At 56.3% G+C, this 24,859-nt stretch carries 22 protein-coding genes and 1 tRNA gene; 4 read left to right on the forward strand and 19 right to left on the reverse strand.

Going from position 1 to position 24,859, the window contains the following annotated elements; genetic code table 11:
• Positions 1-1,053: 1,053 nt before the first annotated feature.
• The 13 genes from ACR0DY_RS11520 to ACR0DY_RS11580 all read right to left on the reverse strand — a co-directional run bounded on the left by ACR0DY_RS11520 (position 1,054) and on the right by ACR0DY_RS11580 (position 13,436).
• Positions 1,054-3,024, reverse strand: a complete 1,971-nt coding sequence (locus ACR0DY_RS11520; protein WP_480546042.1) for a UvrD-helicase domain-containing protein — start codon at positions 3,022-3,024, stop codon at positions 1,054-1,056.
• Positions 3,021-5,255 (reverse strand): ATP-dependent nuclease, encoded by a 2,235-nt coding sequence (locus ACR0DY_RS11525; RefSeq protein WP_480898318.1) that lies wholly within the window; start codon positions 5,253-5,255, stop codon positions 3,021-3,023. The genes ACR0DY_RS11520 and ACR0DY_RS11525 overlap by 4 nt, the downstream gene beginning before the upstream one ends.
• Positions 5,256-5,586: 331 nt before the next feature.
• Positions 5,587-6,957: a type II restriction endonuclease gene (locus ACR0DY_RS11530; protein ID WP_480482396.1), complete on the reverse strand. Its 1,371-nt coding sequence runs from the start codon at positions 6,955-6,957 to the stop codon at positions 5,587-5,589.
• Positions 6,954-7,391, reverse strand: a complete 438-nt coding sequence (locus ACR0DY_RS11535; protein ID WP_480482394.1) for a very short patch repair endonuclease — start codon at positions 7,389-7,391, stop codon at positions 6,954-6,956. The genes ACR0DY_RS11530 and ACR0DY_RS11535 overlap by 4 nt, the downstream gene beginning before the upstream one ends.
• A gap of 31 nt (positions 7,392-7,422) precedes the next feature.
• A complete protein-coding gene (gene dcm, locus ACR0DY_RS11540) occupies positions 7,423-8,649 on the reverse strand; it encodes a DNA (cytosine-5-)-methyltransferase (RefSeq protein ID WP_480482392.1) in 1,227 nt (408 codons plus the stop codon).
• Positions 8,650-9,104: 455 nt separating this feature from the next.
• Entirely contained in the window at positions 9,105-9,434 is a 330-nt protein-coding gene (locus ACR0DY_RS11545) for a hypothetical protein (protein ID WP_480482390.1), read from the reverse strand.
• Positions 9,431-11,041 carry a phage minor head protein gene (locus ACR0DY_RS11550; protein ID WP_480482388.1) on the reverse strand — a complete coding sequence of 537 codons (1,611 nt, stop codon included), beginning with the start codon at positions 11,039-11,041 and terminating at the stop codon, positions 9,431-9,433. Before ACR0DY_RS11550 ends, ACR0DY_RS11545 begins: the two co-directional genes overlap by 4 nt.
• A 203-nt stretch (positions 11,042-11,244) precedes the next feature.
• Entirely contained in the window at positions 11,245-11,442 is a 198-nt protein-coding gene (locus tag ACR0DY_RS11555) for a hypothetical protein (RefSeq protein WP_480482386.1), read from the reverse strand.
• Positions 11,443-11,450: 8 nt separating this feature from the next.
• A complete protein-coding gene (locus ACR0DY_RS11560) occupies positions 11,451-12,047 on the reverse strand; it encodes a metallophosphoesterase family protein (RefSeq protein WP_480482384.1) in 597 nt (198 codons plus the stop codon).
• Between the two features lie 57 nt (positions 12,048-12,104).
• Positions 12,105-12,422 carry a hypothetical protein gene (locus ACR0DY_RS11565; protein WP_480482382.1) on the reverse strand — a complete coding sequence of 106 codons (318 nt, stop codon included), beginning with the start codon at positions 12,420-12,422 and terminating at the stop codon, positions 12,105-12,107.
• A gap of 176 nt (positions 12,423-12,598) precedes the next feature.
• Positions 12,599-12,757, reverse strand: coding sequence for a hypothetical protein (locus ACR0DY_RS11570; protein WP_480482380.1), 159 nt, complete (start codon positions 12,755-12,757; stop codon positions 12,599-12,601).
• A complete protein-coding gene (locus tag ACR0DY_RS11575) occupies positions 12,754-13,167 on the reverse strand; it encodes a hypothetical protein (RefSeq protein WP_480482378.1) in 414 nt (137 codons plus the stop codon). The genes ACR0DY_RS11570 and ACR0DY_RS11575 overlap by 4 nt, the downstream gene beginning before the upstream one ends.
• Positions 13,155-13,436, reverse strand: coding sequence for a hypothetical protein (locus ACR0DY_RS11580; RefSeq protein ID WP_480487020.1), 282 nt, complete (start codon positions 13,434-13,436; stop codon positions 13,155-13,157). Before ACR0DY_RS11580 ends, ACR0DY_RS11575 begins: the two co-directional genes overlap by 13 nt.
• An 82-nt stretch (positions 13,437-13,518) precedes the next feature.
• On the opposite strand from ACR0DY_RS11580, the gene ACR0DY_RS11585 reads away from it, so the two are divergent.
• Entirely contained in the window at positions 13,519-13,743 is a 225-nt protein-coding gene (locus ACR0DY_RS11585; protein ID WP_456036516.1) for a helix-turn-helix domain-containing protein, read from the forward strand.
• Here ACR0DY_RS11585 and ACR0DY_RS11590 read toward each other — a convergent pair.
• A complete protein-coding gene (locus ACR0DY_RS11590; RefSeq protein ID WP_480482374.1) occupies positions 13,740-14,384 on the reverse strand; it encodes a helix-turn-helix domain-containing protein in 645 nt (214 codons plus the stop codon). The genes ACR0DY_RS11585 and ACR0DY_RS11590 overlap by 4 nt on opposite strands.
• 907 nt (positions 14,385-15,291) lie before the next feature.
• Here ACR0DY_RS11590 and ACR0DY_RS11595 point away from each other — a divergent pair.
• Positions 15,292-15,882: a tyrosine-type recombinase/integrase gene (locus ACR0DY_RS11595; protein WP_480482372.1), complete on the forward strand. Its 591-nt coding sequence runs from the start codon at positions 15,292-15,294 to the stop codon at positions 15,880-15,882.
• A 397-nt stretch (positions 15,883-16,279) separates the two neighbouring features.
• Here ACR0DY_RS11595 and arsJ read toward each other — a convergent pair whose 3' ends face one another.
• The 5 genes from arsJ to ACR0DY_RS11620 form a co-directional block, all read right to left on the reverse strand.
• Positions 16,280-17,545: an organoarsenical effux MFS transporter ArsJ gene (gene arsJ, locus ACR0DY_RS11600; protein ID WP_480546040.1), complete on the reverse strand. Its 1,266-nt coding sequence runs from the start codon at positions 17,543-17,545 to the stop codon at positions 16,280-16,282.
• Positions 17,542-18,540, reverse strand: a complete 999-nt coding sequence (locus tag ACR0DY_RS11605) for an ArsJ-associated glyceraldehyde-3-phosphate dehydrogenase (protein ID WP_480546039.1) — start codon at positions 18,538-18,540, stop codon at positions 17,542-17,544. Before ACR0DY_RS11605 ends, arsJ begins: the two co-directional genes overlap by 4 nt.
• Positions 18,537-19,370 (reverse strand): arsenate reductase/protein-tyrosine-phosphatase family protein, encoded by an 834-nt coding sequence (locus ACR0DY_RS11610; protein ID WP_480482366.1) that lies wholly within the window; start codon positions 19,368-19,370, stop codon positions 18,537-18,539. The genes ACR0DY_RS11605 and ACR0DY_RS11610 overlap by 4 nt, the downstream gene beginning before the upstream one ends.
• 591 nt (positions 19,371-19,961) lie before the next feature.
• Positions 19,962-21,551, reverse strand: coding sequence for an SIR2 family protein (locus tag ACR0DY_RS11615; protein WP_480546038.1), 1,590 nt, complete (start codon positions 21,549-21,551; stop codon positions 19,962-19,964).
• A 358-nt stretch (positions 21,552-21,909) separates the two neighbouring features.
• Entirely contained in the window at positions 21,910-22,563 is a 654-nt protein-coding gene (locus ACR0DY_RS11620; protein WP_480482362.1) for a hypothetical protein, read from the reverse strand.
• A gap of 451 nt (positions 22,564-23,014) precedes the next feature.
• On the opposite strand from ACR0DY_RS11620, the gene ACR0DY_RS11625 reads away from it, so the two are divergent.
• A tRNA-Thr gene (locus ACR0DY_RS11625) sits at positions 23,015-23,090 on the forward strand.
• A gap of 328 nt (positions 23,091-23,418) precedes the next feature.
• Positions 23,419-24,780 carry a hypothetical protein gene (locus ACR0DY_RS11630; protein ID WP_480898321.1) on the forward strand — a complete coding sequence of 454 codons (1,362 nt, stop codon included), beginning with the start codon at positions 23,419-23,421 and terminating at the stop codon, positions 24,778-24,780.
• Positions 24,781-24,859: the final 79 nt, after the last annotated feature.

A 24,859-nucleotide genomic window follows, 5' to 3' on the forward strand; every position in this document is an offset into this window, starting at 1 on the left:
CAACCGATGCGGCATTGCAGCGTCTTTAGAGCCGACCTTGGTTTGGAATTCTACGATGGATCAGTCAGTTCCAACCGAACTCTTCGATAATGCGAGCTCGGTATGAAGTCGAAATCTGGTTTGGAGCTCTGCGAACGTACTCTTCGGCCCGAACCGCAGAGTTTCCCTTGAGACCGCGAAGATGCGAGATGACATCCTCAATTGACGGATGGTCGTCGTTCTGATCCGTGACTGGTGATTTTGGGGGAAGACCAGTCCATACGACGCCCGCGAAGCCACGTTTATTCGCCCAAGCCCCAACAAGCTCCGCACCATGGTGACCAGATGAGCCAGAACCAGTCCAAAATGCTGCATTCTTAGTACTTGGAAGGCCTTCGCGCTCGGCAAGTGCCTCGCGCGCTTCATCTAGCGATGTAGATGACAAAGTGTTCCAAAGTGTCGAACACAGAGTACCCTGCTTACACACAATAAGTGTCATGCGGCCATCCTTTGATTTTCGCGCGAATTCAAGCGGCAGGTCTGGTCCGTCTCCGTGCCATTCGTGCGAAATGGGCAGGCCTCCAGGCTCCCAGATCAATGACCCCCAACCAAGGCAAGCAAACGTGGGCCAATTCTCATTGCTGTTCATTTTGGTGCCATGCGCGGATTGCTCTTGTCAGGTTTGATAACGTGAACCCACGGCTGGTCCGGACATCGAGCATCGCAAAATCCTCAGAAAATTTCACCGCACTTGCCCCGTTCAAGATGAACTCAAAGCGCCCACTCGAATATTCGTCTTTGGAGTCGTAATCTACGACTCGCCAGCTTCCGAGAACTTCACCGTCGCGAGTGACGACGTCGCCATGCGCCAGTTTGGGTTCGTATCCACTGTCTATCCACTCATCGTGGCCGACGAAATTTATTGGGTATATTAGGTCCATACACCGAAGATGGGTACAAACCATAGAAAGCGCAAGAAGCACGATGGGTGCAATGAGGTGTCCCTAGATTTGTAGACGCTTTGCTTGGCAATTCTGAATCCTGTTAGCCCAAAGCGGTCACTACAGAACTGGTTCAGCGTTGCACTGAAGCTTCCTGATAGGTTCCGTCGGCCGCAGCCATCACGACCTCGTCCTCGGCCGTCCATCCGTTGGAGCTCAGGAACGTGCGGATCGTGTCGGGGGCCTCGGAATAGAGCACAAGCGCGAGGCTCTCTTCAGCACGGGTGCAAGTGACATAGAGCAAGCGGCGTGTGCGCTCGATCGTGGTTTCCTCACCGTTGTCTGCTTTCTTCTGCGCGGTTGACCCAAGGGGCTTCACCTCGAACAGTGTCTCGTAGGAAGCAAGCCCCTTGAAGCGCGTGTGGGCGTCATCGGCGATCACCATGACCCGGGCAAATTCGAGCCCCTTGACCCCTTGGTGGGTGCCATAGGGGCTGCGGTCTTCAACATAGGCGAGGTAGCGCGCCACCTGGGAAAACGGGGCACCAAGCGCCAGCGTCCAAGCCTTGGTGATAGTGGTGTCGGTGGCTGGTGTGGCCTTGGACGCGGTCTGGTCCAGCTCGTCAAAGAAGGAACCAAGCTCGGCAAGGATGTCGGCCATGTCCTGAGCCACGGGACTGCCGTCCGGCAAACAGGGCCGAAGCTGGTCGGGAATCGGGAACAGCCGGTGCTCGGCCACGACCGCTAACACTTCGGCACAACTCGGATCCCGTTCGCCCTCAAACAGCGCCTTCAGCGCCGCGACGCCTGCCCGTGCCACGTCGAGGCCAGTGGCTTGGCCCGCGCGCCCTGCCCGGATATCTCGCTTGTCGACCAGCGGTGAGCCGTCGCGCAGCACTGCCATCGCGGCAAAGGCATCCCCATTCCGTTGTGCCGTCACCAAAGGCAAGACCCGGTGGGTGAAAAGCCGCATCGCGGGCAAGGTACCGTCGCGAAACCCGTCCTTGAGCTTGTCGGGTTTGCTCAGGGGCTCAAACAGCTCACTGAAACCAAGACGCGCGGCGGCCATGTGACGCTCAATCGTGAGGGTCTTGATCGCCTCCGCGTTCTGCCACGCGGAATCTCCGGTGATGCGGGCCATTTCCGCTCGGGCGGAGGCTTCGAAGGCTGCGCGATCCGTGCCCTCGCTTGGCGCAAGAAAGACACGCACGGTGCCCCCCGGCTTGTCTGCGCGCGCCCGCTGCTGGCGGCCATCATCGTCGCGCCGGATCGCATTCGCCAGGTCCACGATCCGCGCGCGACTGCGGTGGTTCATCTGTTTGGCCGGTTGCGCGAAATCCCCCACCCGTTTGTCGAGATCGCGCAAACCATCGGTGTAAATGCGCTGCATCGTGTCCCCGAGCAACCCCAAGACGATGCGGCCGCGATGGCGCGCTTCGAAGGTCAAAAGCGCCTCCATCAACGGTTTCATCGTGTCCTGACTCTCGTCGATCAGGATGAACGGGTAGCGCGCCAGAACGATGTTCTGAAACGTCTCGCTTTCGGTCAGGAAATGCGCGGCGAGCGCAATTACCTCGGTATGTTGAAGCGCATCGCGGCCGAAATTGTCCCCTTCTGGCGCGTAGGTGAAGGTGCGGATCTCGGCCAGGCGCTCCAGCCGCTTTGTCTTGGAGGCCATCTTCCTGACGCGTTCGTCATGGGCGTTGCCCGCCCGGCCCTTCGCATGGGCTGCCTGGATCTTGGCAATTTCTGTCCGCAGGTTGCTTTCTAGCCAGCCCCGAATATCAGCTGTGCGCCCCTCGATCAGCGACCAGGCGAAACTGTGGATAGTCTGCACCTGAAACACCGGATCGGCCTTGACGCGGCGTGTGATCTCATCTGCGGCGGCGTTAGTATAGGTGATGACGGCAATCTTGCGGCTGTGTTTGCGCAAGGTGGTCAGGGTCTGTGCGTCCAATCCCTCAAGTGCCTCCTTGAGAGATCGCGTCTTTCCAGATCCCGCCCCGGCAAAGAGAAAGAAGCTGTGTGGCTTATCGAGGGACAGGCACGCGCGGATCGTCGCGTCAGCGTCAGCATCGCGGTTGTCGTCGGTCACGTCTGTCACGCCGCGCCCTCCCCGCCCGTCAGTGTGTCGGCGAGCCAGATCAAGCCCTTCTCGATATAGGGGGGCGCGCGCAACACTTTGATGTCTTCGATGTATAGAAGATCCAGGGCAAAGGCGGCCTTCTCCGGATATTTTGCCAATCGATCAAAGAGCGCCGTGGCAAGGTCCTCAGGCGTGGGCTCTGCGGTGATGGATTTCGCAAAAGCACGAGTCATGCGGCAAGCGAACCCTGCCTTTGCTGCGTCCGTCACGGTCTCCGCATTGGCCAGAACAAGAGCATCCTCAAACGTGATGGGCGTGATGGCTTGGGTCTGCGCACCCTGCGTCACCTCTTGCGGGGTCTGGTAGGCGACGGCGATTGGGCGGGTGGCATCGGTATGACAGAGCGTATTCGGCGGCGCGGCCATTAGCGTATCGATCTCCACGATTCCGGGGAGCCAGGTTTTCAGCACGTGGTTCACGGTGATTTGAGCCGCTCCCGAGCGTGGTCGGGCCGATTGCGAGACAGTCTTTCCGTCTTTGTCGACCTTCGCCACGGCATCGAGATCGGTGATGATCAGCGTCGGCACCTCCAGTGCCTCGATCAAGGGACGCATGCGGTGCGCGTGGCTGCCCCCCAGCTCTAGGAAGGATAGATAGGCCGCAGCCAGGTCAGGGTAGTGATGCTGGATCAGATGCGGCAGCAGAATCCGCTCCGCGGCGCCCTCGATCACGATGATGGCGTCGGCGAAGAACAGGTCAAAATGTGTGCTCAGCAGATAGCGCGTCACGAAGCGACGGGTTTGTGTGTCCGCGCCAAAGAGCCCCGTCATATTCGCCACACTGGCCGTAGGCACAACTCCGTTACCGGGTAGCTCGCGCTTGAAATAGCGCAACTCATCAAACGCAGCGGCGTGCGCAATGTGGCCCGAATGGGTGCTCACCACCAGTTGCGTGGTAAAAGCCGAGTCCTCCCTCTCCAGATCCTCATGGTTGCGCAGCACCTTATGTGCCCTAGCCATGAAGACCTGCTGCACCTGAACATGCAGATGCGCCTCCGGCTCCTCAATCAGCACCAGTTGCAGGGGTTCGATGCCCCTGTCGTCCGGGGTCACCACCTGTGATTTGAACTTGCCCACCTGCATCCAGTCATCCCGGAAACGCATGAGCTGAAAAACCATGGAGATCAGGTTCTGGAAGCCCAAGCCGTTGTAGCTTTCAGGCAGTTTCACCCCAGATGCGTTGCCAGAGATATCGTATTGCACGGCCGCCGGGTGATCGAGTCCGTCAACGGGTTTGATCTGCGTGGCAATGGAGAGTTTCGGATTGTTAAGTCCGCCGGGGTAGCCAAGATTTTCCAGTTCCTTGATGGCATCGGCGAAACCATCCTTGAGACGGGCATTGAAGGTGGTTTCGGCATCATGGATGGCTTTGAGCGCTTTGATGTCGTTCGGCGTGGGGTCTGTTTCGGGGTCGATATGTTTGCGAAAATAAGGCTGTATCTGGCAGGCGATCTTCCGGCTGGTTGCGTTCCTCGGCTCATCGTCGTCGCCCTTACTGTCTCCTGCATCTGCGAAACCGCGTTGCGCGTTGATCTCACGAATGTGGATGAGGCCAGCAAATGGGTTCGCACCGATCCCCTCCGACAAGGGCGGCAGGGGATTTGGCTCCACCGGCCCTGTCGTGGTGAAGCTCGCAGGGTCCAAAATATGGGCGTTGAGCTCGAACAGGTCCTTCAGGCGCTTGTCCAGAAATTCCCGAAAGTCGCGTGGCCAAAGCGCGAAGCCGTCGGCCGTTGCGCCGCCGGGTCGTAGCGTCTGAGCGGCCTCTCGCGCAGCCAGGTACTGCGCCTTGATGTCCGCCCCCTTCTTTGGCTCCATGCGCAGGCGCACGCCCAGCAGACCGCCAGTCCAGGTAAGTGTTGGGATCAAATGCGCGACATGGTGCAACTCTGACGTGTCAGCATGGAGCCAGACGTCGAGGAACGGAAGCTGAGCCAGGAGCGGGCTGAGATCCGCCTCAGCCTCCTGTGTCCAGGCGCTAGCGGTTTGTTCGATCGCGGCCCAGTTGGAGGCTGTAACATCACGCGAGTCGATACCGCCGCAATCCTTGAGGAATTTGCGCAGCGCCTTCATGGCCGATGTCTTGCCGCTGTTGTTGGCCCCGACGAGCAGCGTCTGCTTGTCCGAAAGGTCCAGACGGGCGCGCCGCAACTTGCGAAAATTGAAGATTTCAATGCGTGTAAGTTTCATTATATCGGTTTCTCCCGCGCAGGAATTGCTGCGCTGGTGTCTGTATATATGCTTGTCATGCGGGTGGGTAGCCGCGCTCAACCGCCAAGGGCCCTGTCAGTCTTCACATGTCTGACTATTCGCTTTATGAATTCACAGTGGGCGTTGGAAATTAAATAGTGGGTGGTGGGCCGTTCACTTGCCTTGAGATGCAACCTCGGAGGCCTTGGTGCCTAGTTTTGATCCTGGCCCGTCCTCCAGAGTGCCGTGCCCTTGGATGCCTACCGGCTCTCATGCGTTTGCAGCGATTGACGTCTTCCCGCCCTTCATGCCTAAACAACCGGCCATCGCACTACGCCCAAACCGCCAAGTTCGGCTGCACCACTTCATCGCAGAACCGCCGGAAGGTCAGCACATTCGCGTGCCCGGCATATTCGGTTTCTTTGGCGTCCATCAGGCTCTCGGGGATTACGAGCTGGACGCCGATGCCCGCCATGTCCTGAATGGCGTTGCCCGCGATATTCTCATCGACCGTGGTGAGATACAGCCTGCGTTCACCCTTCTCACGCTCGACCTGTTTCCAGCGTTCGCGCAGGGTGGTTTTGGCGCTCAGTATCAGGCCTGTCGCGGCGAGGACTTCACCGCTGCTGATGAAGGCCAGCGAGGGAAGAATGAAGTCGGGGCGCTTCTTCGCTTCGATGACCACCTGCTTTTCGAAGGGGATCTTCCCGCCGCTCAGCATCGCCTCGATATGGTGTTCATAGGAATAGCCCGCCCGTGATTTCCGCTGCTGGCTGGCAGACAGCATCAGCGCGTCAATCCGGGGCAGTTCATTGATCAGCTGCCGGATGATCTCTGCGACGGTCATGTCGCGTGGCTTGTCACCCAAGACGATGCGCACCAGCTCGACAGCCCGCTCGCGGCGCTGGAAGTCGCGGAACATATCCCACTCGATGCTGCGGCTGATTTCACGGAGCGCATCACCGGGGCGCTCGATGGCAAAAGGATCTAGGCAGTCCAGACCGTGGATTTCCAGGTAACGGGCGCGCGCCAGCCCGGCCAGTTCCAGGGGTTTAGGCATGGCCGCACGAGAGCGGCCGAATTCGACGATCGTACCGGCCTTCCAGGCCGCGATCAGCTCTTCCGCGAAGTCCAGAACGCGGTCTTGTTCCCGTGCCCGGATCACGGCGGGCTCAAACTCACCGATCAGAAAATCCGGCGTGATATCGAGATGCATCAGTAGCAGGTCGGCTTCATCGCTGGCGGAATCGATGGTCAGGCATTCATAGACGGTGTTTTCACCCTGCCGATACCGCCCCATCACGAGGAAAGAGGCTGGCGAAAGCTGCTCAAAGCACTCTTTCGGCAGGCGCGTCATATGCGTCTCAGGGCCCTTGCTCGTGTAATGCACAATCCGGGTGCGTTTGGCCTGCGCATCGCCCGAAGCCTGCGGCCAGAGCGTTTCGAACCAGGCCTCCCGGATCGGGGCCGCATCCGGGTCTTTGCGCGCCTTGACCTCCAGCGGCGGAAAGAACCCGCCCTCGCGCTGTTCCGCCGGGATATAGACCCCAGCCTGGTGCTTGTTGGCATAGCGCGCCCAGTCCCGGTCATTGTTCGAAAGCTTCTTGACCAGAACCCGTTCGGCCCGGCTCAGAAGGTCCGTCAGAAGCCCAGCCTGCCCGCCGCCTTCACCCTCAAAATCGAAAATACCTTGCTCGCTCAACTCAAATCGCCTGTTTTCGTGTTCAGGCCTTCAAGAGTCAGCCTTTGGTCACCAGAACATATCCATCGGGCCAGGGAGTCAATCACCACCTCCGGCGACAACCTGCCACGTCCCTTCAGCGCACATTCCCAGACAATCGCGATACGCCAGCCTGACGCGATCAGCATGTCGATATTCCGGGCGTCCCGCTCGATGTTGCCGGTGATCTTCGTGCGCCAGAACTCCTTCCGCGTTGCGGGCCATCGAAAGAGCGGGCAGTCGTGGCCATGCCAGAAGCAGCCATTCACAAAGATCAGGGCACGGTGCTTTGGCAGCACGATGTCCGGCTTACCCGGCAGTTTTCGATCATGGAGCCGATAACGAAAACCACGGGCATAAAGCCCGCGCCTAATCAGCATTTCAGGCTTGGTATCAGCGCCACGGATCGCCGCCATATTCCGGCTGCGGGTCTTGTTGTCGTGAACGTCAGCCAACTTTTTTGAGCGGTTCAGCTCTCGTCAGCGCGAGGATGTGCGGAGCCATCACCTTTGCCACCTCGGCAAAGACAGGCACCGCGACCGAGTTGCCGAACTGTTTGTAGGCCTGCGTATCCGAGACCGGGATCCGGAAGTCATCCGGGTAGCCCATCAGGCGCGCACATTCGCGTGGCGTCAGGCGGCGCGGGTTGTTGCCTTCACCCCGGCTGACCAAAATTTCAGAGCCGTCCTTGTAATAGCGGGCCGAAAGCGTACGCGAGATGCTGTCCCCGTCCACCATGCCAAAGCCGAAACCGTTTCCCTTGGCCTTATGCTTTGCGGCATAGCCTTGCAGATAGGCCCAGAGCTTGTCGGTCAGGGTGTATTTGTCGCTGACCACCGCATCCGACCCAACGGTGAAATGGCCCTCTGGCTGTTCCGTGCCATTCTCGGGATGCAGAATATGGCGCATCCGTTTGGTGCCGTAAGTCGGAAGTTGCACGTCATCAAAGCTGAACCCGGTCGCTTCACGGAAGCCGACCATCACAATCCGCTCGCGGTGCTGCGGCACGAAATGCCCGGCATCAATGATCCGGGTCTCCAGCGTGTAACCCAGCTCCTCAGTCAGCTTGCGGCGGATCACCTCGAAGGTCCGGCCCTTGTCGTGGCTTTTCAGGTTCTTGACGTTTTCCAGCATGAAACCCGCAGGGCGGTGATGCATCAGGATGCGCAGCACATCGAAGAAGAGCGTTCCCTGGGTTTCATCCTCAAAGCCATGCGCGCGGCCGAGGGCATTCTTTTTGGACACACCGGCGATCGAGAAGGGCTGGCAGGGAAAGCCCGCAACCAGAACGTCATGCCGGGGGATGTCTTCGGCGTCGACTTCCCGGATATCGCCCACCGGAAGCCGGTTGTCGGGAAAGTTCGCCATATAGGTCTGCTGGGCGTACTTGTCCCATTCAGAGGTGAAGATGCAGCGCCCGCCCGCACTCTCCATAGCCCGCCGCAGCCCGCCGATCCCGGCGAAGAGATCAATGAAGGTAAAGGTCTTTTCCGCATCGCCCGTATCGCGCCGCCGCTCGATCTCCATGTTCAGCAGGCGGATCACGCTTTCACGGGGGATTTCCTCACCGCGCTTCCAGCGATAGATGTGGCCTTCAGAATAGCCAAGCACGCGCGCGGCCTCTGGCACAGTGTATCCGGCCTGCGCCAGTAGAGTCGAAAAGTCAGCCTGCATGTGTCATCGCCCCTCTGGGAATTTTTCTGACACAATGTCTACATGAGTCACCTTAATCAAGAACAAACGACGAAATCAGGTGGCTTTGTTTGCGGACAGGCGAACTTGAGTGCTCCGCTTAAGCCCATACCCCTACGGGGCGGCAGTCGCTATCCCTGCCATGTGGGGGGCGATGTCAGGCAGGGCCGGTGTGTGCAACGGGAGCCGGAAAATCTACATGAGCGAGACGCCAAGGATCGAGCGATTGTGGGGTTTCTGGCGGGCGTCAGCGCTTGTCCCCAAAAGCATCATAGTGGCAGTTCAGTTGGCGGAAGCGCAGCTTCAAAGATCAGCCCAGCTAGAAGTGTTAGACGGCAGAAATGCAGACAAAGCCTCGTTTCTCTGCGATCGCACCAATGGCGGCTCAGGGTTGGCAGGGCAGAAACGTATGTTTTTTGACCAAGCTTCTCGGTGATTTAAGGCAGCTCGGCCCAAACCTTGTAGTCGAACAGGGCGCCGTCTTCTTTGGCAAACTGAACAGTTTCGCGAACATATGCGGCGGAACGTTGGGGATCGAAATGATTGAGCCAGTGTTCGGGGTCGTCGCCGATTGGGGCAGGCAAGATGCCGTAGCCGAAATTTCGCTTGACGGTCCCACCGGCTGCCTGTGCGACCTCCATTCTTGAAATGCCAAAGCCGCGCGTGGCAAGATATTCGTTGAAGTCCAGAAGCTCGGCTTCGGAAATCCATTCAGTGCCTGCCCCTGTTTGTGCCTGCTCTATCAGGTCTTCAAACCGTGTATTCATTGCTCCTCCAGAGGACGGATGATGTCGTCCGGTTGGTTCTCTTTGTGCCCAAGCGGCAGATTACGATTGCTTACAGCGAAGACGTTACCATCGGGGTCAAGAAGAACCCAATGGCCATCCTGGCCTGTCAACAGGGTCATATCCTGCCCTTTGTATCTGCCGCGCCCTTCAACGATACCACTCAGATCTGGACGAGGATTGGCGATGATCTCGTCAATTTGCTCAACATCGTGGCCTTTGAGGCCAATATATTCTCGCCCGCCCCCTTTGCCACCGTGGGGCAGAATTCTGTTGCCGCCAGGTGTCGTTGTGGCCCCAGGTCGGGCTTCGACAATATTCGGCCCCGCCCCTTCCGGGATCGGCGTTGAGACAATGTTGTCGGTCGGATCATCAGGAATTGGCGATCCGGTGTGGTTCGGCAGGCCAAGCTCTTCAATCGGATAGGTTTCAAGCCATTGCTCGACCCGTTCCGGAGTGAAGCCCGGCAGTTGCCCCAAGCGGCGTTCATCCTCCGCAAGCTCAGGAAAGACTTCGACCCAGCCTTGCGCCAGTTCCCCATCCTGAAGCCGCAGTTCACCGCGCGCGAACGCTGCCCCGGCGGCTGCGATGAAATCCTGCAAAGCGCGCTGTTTCGCGGGATCACCGCCAACGCCCGTATCAAGAATGGTGCCGGGATTTAGCAACTCATAAAGCGCTGCCGCTTCGGCCCCTATTCGTGCGAATTCGGGGGTCTTGGGCAGGACCGGATACTCGCCGGTGCTAATCCCTTCCTGCACGAGGGCATAGGCTGTCGCCGCCAGGCGACCTTCTACAGTTGTTACATCGACCCCCAGTCGCGCGCCAGCATCGTCCACGCGCCTATCACGCATGGCTTGCGTCCAGTTTTGCAGCGCATCAGACGCAAGAAGCGCCGCGCCGACGCCCGTCAGAGCGCGCAAGCCACGCATCGCCTCCGTCAGATCGAGAGCGGGGACACCATTTGCCGTGGGTGCAAAGTCAGCGAGTACCACATTGCTCTGAACGCCCGGCAACACTGGCTCGGCATAGCACCTGCAATTGTGTGCCTCGCCGGGATGCCCGCCCTCCGGTGGATTGTTCCAGCGGAAAACGCGGTCGTCATAGGCCGCATGGCTGTCGCGCACCTTGGCATCATCTCGCGAGCGCCAGATGTATTGCTGAATCCCCAAGCTTTCCTGCCGAAGCCGATTTATTACTCCCGCAAAAGCCCGAACGAGACGTTCTTCCATGTCTGTGCGCAGTGGCCGCAACCGTTGCGGATGGTTTTGGTATTCGCCGAATATTCTCTCAAGGCGCGCGTCCCAGGCGTCGAGCGCTTCTGACTTTGCATCTGACACATCCCGCAATTCAGCTTCGGAGACAATTGGCACTGTGTCAGGCGGGGTCAGCGCGTTCAGAAGCATCCGAGTGTTTTCGGAGATCACCTGGTCGAGGCGTTCGCTGAAATCGGCCCGTAGAGCTGTGTAGTTAGGAAATGTCGACTTGAGCGATAATCCTACGCGGCGGCCAATCAGATGACCGTGTCGCTGCGCGATCTCGTACTTGCCGTCACCGCCGTGCCTTAAGAAGTGGCTGAAACTGTGTTGCATGGAATCTCCGAAAGCGTGCCGGAAATGTTCTATTCACAATTGGTAAAGAAAGCCCAAGACTACCGTTTGCAACTTTTTTGCGGAGAGCAACGCATCCTGCTTGAATTGGAGCCAGACATTCATGCACGACGCAGCATCCGACAAAATAGGCTCGAAGCGATCATGCGGCAGCGGGATAGCGCTATCGCCCTATCCTGACACTCTCAGACCTCCAGCACAAAGGCCGGATCGAACGACACCTCCTCACCTGGATATCCCCGCTGGTTCGTGACAAAGCGGATCGGTCCGTGGTCGCTTTCGAATGTCCGGCTCTCTCCCTCGTGGCTGTGCCCCCAAATCCATGTGTCGATGTCGAAGCCCCGGATCTCGTCCCAGAGGTCGCAGGCAAACCCGTTGTTCATCGCGCGCTTCACGTGGCCGCCGATGATGCGCACAGGGCGATCAGTTCGCGCAGCGGCAGGTGGTGGGTCATAACTACGGTCGGGCCATCATATGGGGCACGCAGGGCGGCGGGGATCGCAGCTTTGTCCTGCGCATGACGTTCCAGCATGTCGTCGATGGTAAAGCGGGTATCGGGCGCGGTGTGAATGGCATGGTAGTCCTGCATGTAGGCCGAGACCATGATCCGCGCGAGGTCGTCGAACTCTGGATAGAGTTGCAGATTCGTCCAGAGCGTCGCACCGATGATACGGACGCCCGCGATTTCGGTCTCGGCCCCATGCAGAACGCGGACGTCGAGGCCTTCGGCGCGCAGTTCGGTAAGCTGGCGCTCCTCCTCGGTCAACAGTTCCGCCCAGACCGAGCCATAGGGTTCATGATTGCCCCAGATCACCACGACCGGGCAGCTATATTTGTGCGCGGCATACGCCGGAATCTCCAGATGCCGCCCTCGCGTGTGCGTATCGCCCGCTATCAGAATCCCGTCCAGCGGAGCGGACAGATCGGGCAGGTCGAAGCCGCCCCAGAATTCGTCAAGCAGGTCGCTCCAGACCAGAAACCGCGCCATACCGCGCCCTCATTTGATCGTGTGATAGTGCTATCGCCCTATATCTCCATCGCACGCCTATTGCAGATACACCCTGATTGCATCCAGCGCCTTAGCCGATCCGGCAAGGCTGAACCTGTGCGCCAGCCCGCCAAAGCCGACTTCGGCCCATTCCGCCGCGCGGATGTTTTCGACGAACAGCGCGGTCGCGCCCATGCCTGCGGCGGAATAGTTGTCGAACAGAATCTCGCCGCCGCGCGCCTCGAAGTCCAGCATCTCGCCGTTCGAGAAGGTGAGCTGCACCCGTTCCCGCGCTTCTGGAACTTGCCCGCCTGGCAGCACCTTCACGGCGCAGTTGTCAAAGGTGCAGGCCCCGTCCGGCCCCAGCTCGCTCACCTCGTCCGAGCGTATGAGCCAGATTTCATCCCCCGTCTGGCGGCGCGGGCTGACATCGCCCGTCGCATTGGTGAAGGTCCAGAATTCGGCCCCGCCTTCCAGTGATGCCTCGAAATATCAGCCCCCGGCCATGACAGGGCTGGCGAGCGCGATCAGCGCGGCGGTGAACAGCGTTTTCATTTCTTCAAATCCTCTGCCGGAATATCGACCCCCGCATCGGCCAGCGCGCGGGCGATGAGTTGGCTCATCGACAGGCCGCGTTTGATCACCTCCAGCCGCAGAGCCTTGTGGCCCTCGGCGCTGATGTAGAAAGAGGTGTGCTTCTGCTCGCTCATGCGGTGGCCTCGCGGTGCAGGGCAGCGAAGCTGCGCAGTGCCATGGTCAGGGCCTCAAAGCTTATTGCGTTATCGGTGAACACAGCGTTGCCCGCCGTGACGCGCAGACCATAGCCGCCGCGCGCACCCACGCGGATATCGAATTGCGCCCCCGTTTCCGGCGCGTGCAAACAGCGCGGGCTGTGCCAGAATTGCTCTTGATCGGCAGGAACCAGATCGGCCTCCAGCCCGAGCTGCGCATCGAGCAGGATATCCAGAACGAGGTCCAGCCCCCCTGCGGCGCGTTCCTGATCCTCAATCGTGGCGTTGGTCTGGGTCTGCGTAACCCAATGCGGCACGGTGAACTGGACAAGAAAGGCCTGCAAGCGGCGCTGCACGCCGTCCGGATCGTGAAGGTTCAGCGATACCATTTTTCGCGCCCCTCCGATGCGACAAAGATTCCGGCAGCGATGGCGAAAGGTATGGCGGCAAGCCCACCCAGCAGCATGAAGCCAATGACGTCGCCTGTGACAAGAAAGCCAAGCCCGACGAGGAGCGGCAGCAGGCCAATCGCCGCCACGATACCAGCCCGAACCTTCAGGTAGCGCCCAGTGAACCCCGCGCCCAGAACGCCCTTCTTTGCGCCGCAGGACGGGCAAACCCGTGCCTCTTCGTGGATCTCGGTCATACAGTGGGGCATTGGGGCATGGGTACTCTCCAACTCGTCGAATGTATGTTAAAACAGGTAGATTTAAAAGCGTCAAAGCACAATAGCATTGTGCATGAAAACGACGCCCAAGAGCCCCCTGCGAGACATCGTCGCGCGCAATATGCGCAAGCTGCGCGCCGAGCGTGGCTGGTCGCAGGAGTATCTGGCGAACGAGGCCGGGCTGAACCGAACCTATCTCAGCGCGGTCGAGCGCTCGGAACAGAACATCTCGATCGACAACCTGTATCGGGTGGCCGAGGGGTTCGGCGTTGAGGCTTGGACGCTGCTGAAGCCTTAGGTGTCGTCTCCAAGATCTTGATCAACAATGGCCTGCCAGGCAGCCATGTCCCGTTCATAACCGTGCGGTCGATCATCATCGCCGTAGTCGTCAGGATTAGGTGGTTGGGGGAGATTTTCCGGATGAAATTTGTACCTGGTAAGGACTTTAACTGATCCACGGATCATCTCGGGATCCACGCGGGGCCAGTCACCTGTATCAGCCATGACGGCATGTCGAGCAACTTTCATCCGGGTCTTCCAATCCATGGTTGGATACTCGCGATCCAGAAACTCAAGGATTTTCATGAGGTCGTCGATTGCACTCTCAATGATCTGTGGTGTCGGCTTGAGAGAACGTCCCATTAGGAGCATATCCAGATCGACGTCGATCATGGTTGCGAGCCTAGCAAGTGAGTCTGAAGGAACAGGCCGCGCGCCACTTTCATAGGTATAATATGTGCGCGGCGTGATCCCCATCAGATCAGCCATATCCTGTTTCTTTAGCTGTCGGTTGATTCGAAGGGTTCGCAAGTTTTCATGCAGAGGCGACACAGGGGAATGATATGCCCGCCTGTAATCGAGCAAATCTTGCTTCATTCGCTCGCGTTTGGCCTGCTCTTCTTCTTCAGGTGTAGGCGGTTTCTGCGGAACAAACGGCATGGCACTCCTGATTTCGGAACATATGTTCCGAAAATGTAGAATATTTGTACTGTCGCGTGACTTCTTACCTATGGCCTGCAACTTCTTGCAAGAGTTTACGAAGATTGCAGGTGGAGAAATGTCGGAGCTTCTAACGCAGAGTCAGACACCAGAGGCGTGGAGCGTGAGCTTGCGCGAACACGGCGTGCATGTTTCGCCCCGGCTTATCCGGGAAAAGGCGCACAGGACCGGGAACTTCTACAATATCGGTCGTTTGATGTAGCTGACACCCGAGCACCTCGAAGCGCTGATCAAGTCGTCACAGAAAGCGATGGGCCAATAAAGATGAATGGTGCGCCCGGCTCCTCTTTCGGTTCGGAAATTCTGGCAACGGGCAAGACACCGGACCAGTGGGTCGAGGTGTTGGTCAGCCGTGGGATCCGGATTACCGAACGAACGGTTCGAGAGAAGGCAAATCGGCTGGGTGCACGATTCAAGATTGGAAATGCGATGATTATCACCCCATCGCAACTCGACAGAATTTTGATGTAGAGCCAAGGATGCCGCTCGAACCCTACCAACGCGGATCGGTCTACTGGGTCAAGGGCTGGATCGAATACAACGGTCGACCGATCGCCGGTCCATATCGCAAAAGCACGCGAGCGACTACTGAGGCTGCGCAAGGGACTGGATAAGGGATGAAACGGAACTTCAGATCCGTAAGCATGTCATCGGCGAAGAACACACCTTGCGATTTGCTGACGCCGTTGAGATTTATCTCCCGTCGCCCCAAACGGCGAAGCAGCTCCTGCCGATACTGGAAGAAATCGGGGACTTGCCTCTCGGTGCGATCACGGGGGCGCTACTCAAGAGCCTTGGACCCAAACTGAAACCGAAGGCTTGCACAGATACTTGGTGGCGCGAGATCGTGACTCCGGCGCGCGCGGTCATCAACAACGCGCACGAATTCAAGGGGACGCCACTCCTGCGGGTTAAACGGTATGACAAGTTCGAGCGGATTGCCCAAGATCAGCGCAGGCAGAAAACCAGCCGAGTTGAGCGCATCCCGGCAACGCGCGAATGGATCGAGGCGTTTTGCGCGGCGGCCGATCCCTACAATGCCGCGATGGCGCGCTTCATGTTTGAGACGGCAGCGCGCATTGACCAGGCGATTTCAATTGAGCCGGACGATCTGAGACCCGAAACCTGCGAGGTTCGTATCAAGGCTCAGAAAGGCCATGCCGAAAGCTGGATTGCAGTTTCTCCCGAAATGATGGCTGAGCTTGAGGCCTTGCAGCCGAAGCGGCCCAAGAACCTGAAAACCGGACAGCTCCTGTCTCCCCGTGTTTTTGGTTACGGCAGCTCGACCGGCTCTAACAACCGCTGGAAGACGATCTGCAAGCGTGCGGGCATTCCATACCTTTCGGCGCACCCCGCCGGGAGGCATGGGTTTTTCACAGAACTGGTGGTCCGGCAGGGCGTTGACCCAGTGACAGCAGCCAGGGCAGGGCGGTGGTAAGATCCCAATCTGCCGATGCGTATCTATGCCCATGCAGAGACCGACGAAGCCGCCATCAGGGCGCGTTTTCGTACGAAGCCTGTACAAGCGGCAAAGCCAAAATCACTTAAGAAACGGAAAACAAAGAAGGAAATCAAAGATGAATAACTCCCTCCTAAGGGGCAGGTTGCAGGTACGAATCCTGCCGGGGTCACCAAAAATACAGGATAATATGTCGGATACCGGGATTCAGCGGCCAGCGGAGTCGTCATGGTTTACTGAACATTGCGAAGGCATATGCCGAAACATGTAAAATTCGCGCCATTCGATTTTCTATAACCTTGCGCAGCCCCGCCGATCAGATCGCTACCAATCATGGCGAGGGCGATTCAGTCAATGAGGTTTCGTTCAAAAACGGTCACGTCAGTGCGTCGGAGGTTTGGTCTGTCAGTTTGCATGAAGTCAGCGCAGCAAGGGCCAACATCACGGACGCGGTGCCGAGGACCATTGGCAATCCTCCGATCTGATAGGTCAGGCCGGACAGAACCGTGCCGATCAGCCGGCCTGTTGCATTTGCCATGTAATAAAATCCGACGTCCATTGTCACGCGTTCGGACCGGGTGAAGGCCAGGATCAGATAGGAATGCAGCGATGAATTCACCGCAAATATCGCTCCGAAGATCAGCAACCCAACCACAAGCGTTGTGGTCAGCCAGGTTTCAGGCCCATTTGACAGCGATACGGCGAATGTTAGAGCCGCAGGAACGCAGAAAAGGACAATCGCCCAATTACGTGCCGCGCGGATCAAATCACCTTCGGTTCGATCCGCCGCACGAAGAATCTTTGGCGCGATAGCCTGCACCGCACCATATAGGATGACCCACAGCGCCATGAATGTTCCGATCATGAAGAACGCGGAACGGTTGCCGTCCTCGGTGCCATCCGACAGGACGGCATAGAAATAGATCGGGATGCCGACCACGAACCAGACATCGCGCGCACCGAACAGAAAGACCCGCGCCGCGGACAGCCAGTTCACATTGGCGGATTTTGACAATACTTCCGAGAATTTCGCCCCTTTTCGCCCCTTCGGCAGGCCCGCTGGCATGAACAGGATAACTGCGAACAGGATCAGTGCCAGAACCGCCGCCATGACCAGGATTGCCACCATGAATCCCAACGTGGCCAGCATGGCCGCGCCCAACAGGAAACCCAGGCCTTTGACGGCATTTTTTGATCCGGTCAGCGCAGCGACCCACCGAAACAACCCGCCGCTTTCGGCCGGGGCCAGTAATTTGACTGATGATTTCGACGACATCTTGGCCAGATCCTTGGCCACTCCGCTTGCCCCCTGCACCATCATCACAAAGCTGACCGAGGCGGTAACGGTCCAGTGCGGATCAAGCTGTGTCATGGCAAGCAACGCCACCACCTGCAGCCCCAATCCTGCATACAGGGTGGACGTTAGCCCGAACCGGGCGGCAATCCAGCCTGCGGTCAGGTTGGTGACGATCCCAGCAATCTCGTAAAGTACAAACAGATAGGCCAGCTGAACCGGTGAGAACCCCATGGTGTGAAAGTGCAGCAGCACCAACATCCTTAGCGCCCCGTCGGTCAGCATGAAGGCCCAATAAGCCGCCGTGACCGCGACATAAGCCGACAATCCATCGGGCCGCTGGGTCACAGCGAGGACCCGACCATCAGCGCTACATCCACCAAGCGGTGCGCATAGCCCATCTCATTGTCGTACCAAGCATAGATTTTCACCTGCGTCCCGTTTATCACCATGGTTGAGGGCGCATCGACAATCGAGGAGCGTTTGTCATTGGTGTAATCGGTAGATACCAGAGGGCGGGTTTCATAACCCAGAATATCTTTCAGATCGCCCTCAGCCGCCGCTTTAAAGAGGGCGTTGACCTCGTCAACCGTGGTGGCCCGCTCAACTTCGAATACGCAATCGGTCAGCGAGGCGTTCAAAAGCGGCACCCTGACGGCGTGACCGTTCAGACGCTCCTTGAGTTCCGGATAGATCAGCGTGATGGCGGTGGCCGAACCGGTGGTCGTCGGGATCAGTGAGTTGAGGGCCGACCGTGCGCGCCGCAAGTCTTTTGCGGGCCGATCAACAATCGTTTGCGTGTTGGTCACGTCATGGATCGTGGTCATCGACCCGTGGCGGATACCCAGATTCTCGTGGATCACCTTGACCACCGGCGCCAGGCAATTCGTTGTGCAAGAGGCCGCTGTCACAATTTTATGGGTCGCGGGGTCATATGTGCTTTCATTCACTCCGACAACGATATTTGCCGTCGGGCCGTCTTTGACCGGGGCAGAGACGACGACTTTCTTTACCCCGGCATCAAAATACGGGGCCAGCTTGGCCTCGGTTTTGAACACGCCCGTACAGTCGATCACGACATCAACGCCATCCAGCGGCAGGGTGTTCAGGTCTTTCGTGCCGATGAACGGCAGGCGGGTTCCATTCACAGTGATGCTGTCGGCATCAAAGCTGAATTCTGCTTCCCATCGCCCATGCACGGTGTCGAACTCCAACAGATGCGCGTGCATCTGGGGGTCGCCGACGGCATCGTTGATCCAGGCAATCTTTGCCCCCTGTTCCAAGAGTGGCTTCAGGGCCAGTTTCCCCATTCGGCCAAGGCCGTTCAAAGCGTAAGTCGTCATGGTGCATCCTCAAGTGGCGACCGCGCGATTTCATCAACGGCGGATTGCAGTGCGATCCGGTCCAGGCTTTCAATCGGCAGCGATGTAAAGGCTTGAATCCGACGCATCAGCGCGCCGTACGCGTTTTGAAAGGCCAGGCTTTTCTCGGCATCGGTGCCTTCTGCCTTGACTGGATCCGCCATGCCCCAGTGACCGCTGATCGGCTGGCCTTCCCAGGCGGGGCATTCTTCGTTCGCAGCCTGATTGCAGACCGTAAAGACGAAATCCATTTCAGGCGCGCCCGGTCGCGAGAACTCGGATACATTCTTGGAGCGGAGCGCCGATGTATCATGCCCCTTGTCTTGCAGAACCCGAATTGCAAACGGGTTGAGTTCGGAAAACGGTCGTATGCCGGCCGAATACACATTGAACCGATCCCCGCCGATATCCCGCAAAAGGGATTCGGCAAAGATCGACCGGGCAGAATTACCCACGCAAATGAACAACACATTGAACTTTCGGTCAGCCATGGTTTCGCGCCCTTTGGCCAAGGGCATGCAAAGATCGGGTCGGCCACGGCAGCAATCCACGAGCAGGAAATCGAACATGTGCTGCACGTTCTTCATCTCAATCGAATAGAGCAGTGACGTCCCGGATCGTTCCTGCTTGACCAGCCCGGATCGCTGCAACGCGTTGAGATAGTTCGACAAGGTGCTGGACTTGATCCCCAGTTCCGACGCCAGTTCCCCCGCTGGAACAGTGTCAGGATACCGTCGCATCAACATGCGAAATACGGTGATACGTTGTGGGTGGCCAAGGATGGCCAGCTGGTCGGTTATCTCTTCTATCATATTTCATGAAATATAGAATAATAAGTTTAGAGTCAAAACTACTCATGCGTCGTTATAAAAATTTCACAAACTGGAAGCTCGCCCCATTGGATTGATCATTGGCCCAATACGTCGACGACAACCACTGGTGAAAAGGGGGAAAGGCCCGAACGGACATAACTGGTCTTGCAGGCTTTAGGCTGACGGTTTAAATGGGCCATCTCATCCGGTCGAGGCCAGTTCCGGATGACTCAAGGCGCCGCTGTAGCTCAGCTGGTAGAGCACGTCATTCGTAATGATCAAACTGTAGCAACATTTATACATTTTAGATCGGTAAAACCCAATAAAATCAATCGGCAACACTTGGTTGTGTTTGGTACGCGTTGGATCGTAACGCCGGCCTTGTAAAAATTCGCCATTACAAGGATCGTCACATGCCTCAGATCAAGTTCACGGACACGGCTATTCAGACGCTCGCAGTTGAGAAAACGGCGTGGTTTTGCCCACGCTCATACCTGCGTGACCGAAAACGTCGCTGTGTGACGCGCTTTTCGACTCCGTGGCGAAACGACATACAGGCGACCCGTTGGTTGCCCGTCGCATACTCCCTGTTTAGAATTTGTGAAAACCGAACCTGACCCTATCATAGAGAACAGCAAGCTTTTTGTAGTACGTGTGATACGAGTTCTTTTTGTCAAAAATCTTCTCAAAATTGTCGGACAGGAACTTTTGAACGACCGCTAAATCAAACGATTTTTCGTCTAAGAACGGTAAGTACGCCGCAGCCCTATCTTCCGGGAAGTTTTCGACAATCTCCTCCGCTGACATTCCCTTTGCATGCTGGATGAATGGCCGGGTGAAAGAGCCGCTTCTAAAGTTGTTACTCGAGTACTTGTTGAAGAACGGCAGTGCGCTTTCAAATTCTGAATTTTTCAATTCCGCTATCGAAGTGATGCCGACACCGTGTAGATATTTATAGCCTGGAAAAAATGTGCCGTGCTTAGCTGGCATATCAGGAAAGACTTCCGACAATACTCTCTTCGGATCGTAGTCGTGATTGTCCAAGACAATATCTTCGAACAGGTTCCGTGGTGAAATGCCTTTATAGCCTTGCTGCGCTAGATCACTTTCCTCTTGCTCGGCTTGTGCCACGCCAACACCTACAACGAACTCAATATCGGCTCCATCTTCAAGGTCGTCTAGATTGGCAACTGCGAGCTTTGTCTCAGGAGAAGTGGACTTCACAAGCTCGTACATCTGTTCCTTACACGCCCTCAAGACTCTGGCTGGAATCTTGCGCCTTACCGTCTCAATCCCTGCATAGACTTCTGAGAAATCGGAGGTTTCGATCACCTGCAAAGTCAGTGCGTATTCGCCAAACTGCATGGTCGATGGGTAGATTTTAGCGGGTGCGGCTTCGCCCGCTCGTTTCACAAAAAACAAGTTTTCTGAAAAGACTTTTAGTTGTTGCTCAGTCAAGCAACCAACGATGCTTCCGAGCATTTCTTGGATGTTTTTGTCATTTAGACTGTACCCAATGAAAAACACTGGGTGTTCAATAAAAATCGTAATCAGCTTCGCTACCAGATAAGAGTACTTCTTTTCAAACGCGTCATAGTCATCTGATGTCAGAACCAAGCTTTCAGGCTTCGTGCAACACCCATGAATTTTGTATATTTCCGCGATAGACTGCGGATTGGAGAAGATGAGTTCTTCTTGCCCAACAAACACTTTATAGAGAGGAAAGACTGCCTCAGCCAAAGTGTCCCAATTGGTGGTGATTACGCCATCAATATCCAATTTGGATAGCAACGCTAGTTCGCTACGCAGGTGTTCACTGGCTGGTACGGTTTTTGACTTCTGCCTGAGGTACTTTGAAATTTCTAATTTCAGGGGAGATGCTTTTTTCCCCATCTTGCTACCCTGCGATTGGCGGGTTTGCTCGAACTGTTCATCTTGCCACCAGTATTCAAAGTAGTCTTCTGCCAAAAGTTTGGCGGCATGTGGCAAACTCCCATTTGCTGAGCCGGAATAGTAGTCAAATGGTCTCACGCCACTTGAGAAGGTTGACAAAAGATCACCCCAAGTCTCCAGACCAATGTACCGCCTAGAAAAACCTGATCCCAGAAAAAGGAACGGTGCCGCTGGTTTTTCGGCCAAAATGGTAGCTATCTCAGAGCTAATTCCGTTCAAATTCGACACGCCGATTTTTCCTTATTTTGATAGCCGCTCAAACCGTAGCAAAGCGCACACTCAGCAGTACGGGCCCCAGAAAACCCTCATAAGGCGAACTCTGTGCATTCGCAATGAACTGCACATCCGCAGGTCGCCACAAGCGTTGAGCGGCTGTTCTCAGCCGCCGCGACAAGCTGCATATGTTTGCTTTAGGCAAAGGTAAGCTACTAACGCGAAACGCGTTGCACTGCTGCCCTGAACCAAACTGGCTGCATTCTTTTCCAAGGCGAAAGTCAGCCTGCGATCGAGTTGTAACAACTAAAATGTAGGCGCTGAGAAGTGGTTTTATCCGAAAAAAACAGGTTTCGGTAAGCGTCGAAGTGGATCATTCATCGCTGATTTGCACGGGCACCGTCACTGGTTCGATAGTGTCTGGTCGGGAAAATAGCGTCTGCAACCGATGCCAAACCCTATCTATTGGGCTTTGTGTTTTGAGGCCGGGTTCTGAAGCTGCCAATTGCATCGCGAGTCCTTCCACCATGAGTTCCTGAATTTGGCCATAAAGCAGCCAGTCGACTTCTGCGTCCGAAAGTCGATGTATCTCTTCTGCACGGCTAATTTGAGTGTGCAAAATATCGGCAAGTTTTTTTGCAAAAAAGAATTTTTCTGAACCCATCGCCCAATCCGCTTCAATCGCATAGAGCGTTTTTAGGTGATCCGACAGCCCCAAAACCACGACCCAATCGTCACGCGATTTTTCGTAAACTATACCCTCCGGACCGGCTGTTCTAATACGGGCGAATACTTTGTTTAGGTTTCGTGAAAGCTCGAAGGCAGTATCTTGCCTTTCTGCGTCAAGCCTATTTACCGCTGATTGCGGCGAAGCTACTCGATCTATTGCGTTCCCAAGCGCATTTATCGCGCCCAGAAACTCCGCCAATGCGACTATAATAACGCCGACAACAACGATGCGCGCGATGAAACGCCTTTCTGTTATTGATCCCAAAATTCTTTCCACTCGGGTCGGTTCTTTTTCCATGCGCCGGAATCCAAAATTTATCTCGAACTGATGGCAGCTTGCAGCCAAGGATGGCATAAATCCATAGGATCATTGATGTAGCGAGACTTCGAAAGGTGTTAAACAAGTCATAGGAAGCGGCCGGTCGGCCATCTTTAGTGAACTGGTGTGTCGTTGCCCGAAGCTGGAGTTACGCAGTTCGGTTTTGGCGGTTTGCTTCGGGCTGAATGTGAACTCGCTTCCTAAGCGGAATTCACAACCCATGTTATGCAGGGCGCAATCAGTCCGTCAGGGCACTGGACAACGAAGAAAGGCGCGTTTAAACGACGTGTCGCTGCCGCATTAGCTCAGCTGGTAGAGCAATCGCTTCGTAAGTAGTGGGTCCATCCGCAATTGACGTTCGAGACCAGTAGGTTAGAGAAGGCGCGTAGTAACTAGTAGGGCCATAGTAGGGCCGCGGAAAAAGAAGGATGCCGCTGTAGCTCAGCTGGTAGAGCACGTCATTCGTAATGATGGGGTCGTAGGTTCGAGTCCTATCAGCGGCACCACCCTTCTCCGAATGCACTCCGATTTTAACACTGGAATCAACACCTTCGGCAAGTTCGTAAGGTGACGTTTGCGCTTTCGATTTTCAGACATACGGGCTAGGCTGCGTTCAGGATTGGCAGATAGAGCCAGTCTCGGGGCGTAGTAACCCCTCCCGTAGCGGTCGGTGCAGACCGTAATGCACCTCCTCGAACCTTATGGTCGGGGAGGCACTGGCGTATGTCCAGGGCTTCGGCCTAAAGGCCAGCGCGGTTGTCTACGGGCGGCTTACTAACTCCCCGGCTGCCAGAGGAAACTCTGGTGGCCGATTTCGTTAGTAGAGGAACCACTATGAGCAGTAAAAAATTGAAGAATTTGGGAATTTCATCTGTAAAGTCATTCGTCCGTTTTCTGATTGTTATGTTGGAACTCGTCTTCTTTATCTTGGCGATGTTCGTGTTACAGAAGGTGAGCTTTGGCGCACTATTAGTCGTTGCTGCACTGCTGTTCTTTGTCTTTGCCTTCACCGTAGTCACTGGCAAGGGCTTTCCGCATTTCCAACATCGCGGCAAAGCGCTGCTCTTTTTGTTCGCTGTGATCATTTGTGTGCAAGGCGCACAGGTGTCCAATCAACAGCAAGAAGAGCGGTTGGCAGCCCTACGTCTGACCGACCCAGATAGTTACTTGTCCGAACTGGCAGAGGTCGATGAGAAACGCTGGCTTGCGGAGCTAGAGGAGCTAAGGCCAGAGGAATTTAAGGCGGAAATCACAAGGCGAGAGCACGAATCTCAAAAGACTGCTTCAGCGGCCAGCAATTCGACACCGACAAAACCAGATGGCGAACAAGCCGCTTTGCAGGTGAGCATTTCAGCAAGCGGAGAAATACCGGATCCTTGCGGCAACGGCGGTCTCGTGCTTAACGATGTTGTCGCTGTCTCGGGCAATCATGAAATCCGCGTCGAACCAACAACGACGGCGTCCAAGGTCAAGAATCGAAAAGCATCTCGGGCAATCGGCGAGGACGTTTTCCATCGCATCGACAGTTCGACGACCGTGAGGCGATTGTGCGCGCAAGCAGATTGGACGAAAGTACAGATCGTCAGCCCAGACTGGCTGACGCATGTGCGAGGTTGGGTTCCCAGCGATAATTTGCGCGAGATTGAGCGCACAGCAAGCAGCGGACGCGTCTATGTAGAAGGTGATTTCTACTGGGACGATGATACCTCGAAGTTCAAGCCGCAGATCATCGCCGTGGTGAACAAGATCGCTAGTGAAAACCGGAACTGCAGGAAACTCGATCCTTCGTCTGTCGCGAAGTCGTCCTCAAAGAGCAAGGCAGGAGATCCCGTATTTTTTGTCACCTGCGGCTCGCTGGAAAGCGCTTTCAATGTTTGGTTCCGGCCCACAGATGCCGAAACAGGACAGCAATTTAGGGCAACGGAACCACTGGCAAAGAGTGTAGCCGTAAACAGTTGTGAGGCCGTAGCAAAACAAGCCGCAGTGCATCCTTCGACAGTTGAGTTCTCTCGACTTTGGGACTTGGCGTATATGCCGCACGTTTCAGGGCGGGCTCGTGTCATTTCCTCATTCACAGCGAAGAACGCGCTAAATTTGGAACTGAAATACCGGATCGAATGCTTGTTCGATGGCTCTACGTTAATTGAGACTAACATCACTGAGATGTCCGCCATCAGCACCCATGGAACAGACTAGGTTGATTGCGTAGCGGAGGATTTCAGGCTCATCGTAACCATCAGAGAGTGGAGATGAGAATGAAATCCGGGAAACAGAA

The organism is Ruegeria sp. O6, from assembly GCF_056535045.1.